General features: G+C 71.5%; 2 protein-coding genes and 1 pseudogene. 2 read left to right on the top strand and 1 reads right to left on the bottom strand.

The window, feature by feature from the left end:
• Positions 1–406 (bottom strand): annotated as a pseudogene (locus U9R90_RS34550) (hypothetical protein); the annotation flags it as partial.
• A gap of 230 nt (positions 407–636) precedes the next feature.
• Between U9R90_RS34550 and radA the strand changes: the two are divergent.
• Together radA and disA are read left to right on the top strand one after the other, a co-directional pair.
• On the top strand, positions 637–2,046 hold the full coding sequence (gene radA, locus U9R90_RS34545; protein ID WP_411061309.1) for a DNA repair protein RadA: 1,410 nt from the start codon (positions 637–639) through the stop codon (positions 2,044–2,046).
• A gap of 78 nt (positions 2,047–2,124) precedes the next feature.
• Positions 2,125–3,249, top strand: a complete 1,125-nt coding sequence (gene disA, locus U9R90_RS34540) for a DNA integrity scanning diadenylate cyclase DisA (protein WP_411061307.1) — start codon at positions 2,125–2,127, stop codon at positions 3,247–3,249.
• Positions 3,250–3,368 lie beyond the last annotated feature (119 nt).

Genomic DNA, 3,368 nt, shown 5'->3' with positions numbered 1-3,368 from the left:
CCGCAGGCCCCCCAGCAGCCTCAGCAGCCTCAGCCCCCTCCGGGGCGGAGACGGAGGCGGAGACGGAGGCCGCCGTCCCCGCCGCATGCGCCCCCTGCCGCCGACGCCTCGCCTCGGCCAGCTCCCGCAGACACGTCCACCGGGCCAGCGCGTAGAGCCAGGCCCTGCGCTCGCCGTCCTCTTCCGGGGCACGCGACAAGCGGCGCTCGGCGAGCGCCAGGACGGCGCCGAGCGCCTCGGTCGCCGCGTCGTGATCGCAGAGCACGGACAGGCAGTAGGTGAACAACCCGTCCAGATAGGGCTCATAACGGGCCGGGGGCGCCTTCGGGGCGGTCTGGGGCGCACGACGGTGCGCCCGGTGTGCGCCGGTGGTGGGTGTGGGGTGCTCCGGGCTGCTGGTCGTCACTCGTGCGACCGTAGGCGGCCGATAAGGGACGGGTCCGGCCCCTTCGAAACCTTTAATCCTTACGGGTGAACAGATCCCTCAAAAGGGGACAGGAACCTCTCCTTCCGCGACGCGCGCCCCGACCAGGATCCTGGCCGGGACCCCAGCCGGACTCCTGGCCTGGGTCCCGTCGACGGCCCCCGCCGTCCACCGTGGTCCCCGCTGTCGGTGGAGGCGGTTACGGTTCCCCCATGGCTGCTCGTACGAAAACCGGCAAAGACCGGCCGTCCTACCGCTGCACCGAGTGCGGCTGGCAGACGGCCAAGTGGCTCGGTCGCTGTCCCGAGTGCCAGGCCTGGGGCACGGTCGAGGAGTACGGCGCGCCCGCGGTCCGTACCACCGCGCCCGGCCGGGTCAGCACCTCCGCGCTGCCCATCGGCCAGGTCGACGGCCGCCAGGCCACCGCGCGCTCCACCGGCGTCGACGAACTGGACCGCGTGCTCGGCGGCGGCCTGGTCCCCGGCGCAGTGGCGCTGCTCGCGGGCGAGCCCGGCGTCGGCAAGTCCACGCTGCTGCTCGATGTCGCGGCCAAGGCGGCGAGCGACGACCACCGCACGCTCTACGTGACGGGCGAGGAGTCCGCGAGCCAGGTCAGACTGCGCGCCGACCGGATCGGCGCCATCGACGACCACCTCTATCTGGCCGCCGAGACCGACCTCGCCGCGGTACTGGGCCACCTGGACGAGGTCAAGCCGTCCCTGCTCATCCTGGACTCCGTACAGACCGTGGCCTCGCCCGAGATCGACGGCGCGCCCGGCGGCATGGCGCAGGTCCGCGAGGTCGCGGGCGCCCTCATCCGCGCCTCCAAGGAGCGCGGCATGTCCACGCTCCTTGTCGGCCATGTCACCAAGGACGGCGCGATCGCCGGGCCGCGCCTGCTGGAGCACCTCGTCGATGTCGTGCTGTCCTTCGAGGGCGACCGGCATGCGCGGCTGCGGCTGGTCCGCGGCGTCAAGAACCGTTACGGGGCCACCGACGAGGTCGGCTGCTTCGAGCTGCACGACGAGGGCATCACCGGCCTCGCCGACCCCTCGGGCCTCTTCCTGACCCGCCGCGCCGAGGCCGTACCCGGCACCTGCCTCACCGTCACCCTGGAGGGCCGCCGCCCCCTGGTCGCCGAGGTGCAGGCGCTCACCGTGGACTCCCAGATCCCCTCACCCCGGCGTACGACCTCCGGTCTGGAGACCTCGCGGGTCTCCATGATGCTGGCCGTACTGGAGCAGCGCGGTCGGATCAGCGCGCTCGGCAAGCGCGACATCTACAGCGCGACGGTCGGCGGGGTGAAGCTCTCCGAGCCCGCCGCCGACCTCGCGATCGCCCTCGCGCTGGCCAGCGCGGCCAGTGACACCCCGCTGCCCAAGAATCTCGTCGCGATCGGCGAGGTGGGCCTCGCGGGCGAGGTCAGGCGGGTCACCGGGGTCCAGCGGCGGCTGTCCGAAGCGCACCGGCTCGGCTTCACGCACGCCCTGGTTCCCAGCGATCCTGGCAAGGTTCCAGCGGGTATGAAGGTCATCGAGGTCGCCGACATGGGAGAGGCGCTGCGGGTGCTGCCCAAGAGACGTAGAGCAGAGGCCCCACGTGAGGCCGATGACCGCCGGTAGACTTTGCCCCGGTCTCGCCCATCCGTACGAAGTTTCAGGGCGCCAGGGCCCGAGCCAAGTCGCGACCGGAGGAGTGCAGTGGCAGCCAACGACCGGGCGACAGCTCCCGGCAAGCCGGGCGTGAGCTCCAGTACCGACCGGCTGATGCGCGCCTCACTGAGTGCGGTCGCACCCGGTACGGGGCTGCGCGACGGCCTTGAACGCATCCTCCGGGGAAACACCGGCGGTCTCATCGTCCTGGGCTGGGACAAGACCGTCGAGTCGATGTGCACCGGCGGCTTCGTCCTCAACGTCGAGTTCACCGCGACCCGCCTGCGGGAGCTCTGCAAGCTGGACGGCGGCATCATCGTCGACAAGGACATCACCAAGATCCTGCGGGCCGGGGTCCAGTTGGTCCCCGACCCGACGATCCCCACCGAGGAGACCGGCACCCGGCACCGCACCGCGGACCGGGTCAGCAAGCAGGTCGGCTTCCCCGTCGTCTCCGTCTCCCAGTCCATGCGGCTGATCGCGCTGTACGTCGACGGACAGCGCCGGGTCCTTGAGGACTCCGCCGCGATCCTGTCCCGCGCCAACCAGGCACTGGCCACCCTTGAGCGGTACAAACTACGGCTCGACGAGGTGGCGGGCACACTGTCCGCGCTGGAGATCGAGGACCTGGTCACGGTCCGGGATGTCACGGCCGTGGCGCAGCGCCTGGAGATGGTGCGCCGGATCGCCACCGAGATCGCCGAGTACGTGGTCGAGCTGGGCACCGACGGGCGGCTGCTCGCGCTCCAGCTGGACGAGTTGATCGCGGGCGTCGAGCCCGAGCGTGAGCTGGTCGTACGCGACTACGTCCCCGAGCCGACCGCGAAGCGGTCCCGTACGGTCGACGAGGCGCTCGCCGAGCTGGACTCGCTCTCCCACACCGAGCTGCTCGAACTGCCCATCGTGGCGCGTGCGCTGGGGTACACCGGGTCGCCCGAGACGCTGGACTCTGCGGTGTCGCCGCGCGGGTACCGCCTCCTGGCGAAGGTCCCGCGGCTGCCGGGCGCGATCATTGACCGCCTGGTCGAGCACTTCGGGGGCCTGCAGAAGCTGCTCGCCGCGAGCGTGGACGACCTGCAGACGGTGGACGGGGTCGGGGAGGCGCGGGCGCGGTCGGTGCGGGAGGGTCTGTCGCGGCTGGCCGAGTCGTCGATCCTGGAGCGGTACGTCTAGGTTGGGCCGGATCGTGTGCGGGTGAGCTGTGGTGCTGGTCAGAGACAGATCCCCCACCCCGCCCCTTCCCGAAAGTCCTCAAACGCCGGACGGGCTGAAATTCTTCAGCCCGTCCGGCG

This window comes from Streptomyces sp. E11-3 (assembly GCF_046540415.1).
Lineage (GTDB): Bacteria > Actinomycetota > Actinomycetes > Streptomycetales > Streptomycetaceae > Streptomyces.
This window is presented reverse-complemented; position numbering and strand designations above follow the sequence as displayed.

Coding starts and splice junctions, on each gene's coding strand:
- radA (WP_411061309.1), top strand. CDS start 637: ATGGCTGCTCGTACGAAAACCGGCAAAGACCGGCCGTCCTACCGCTGC.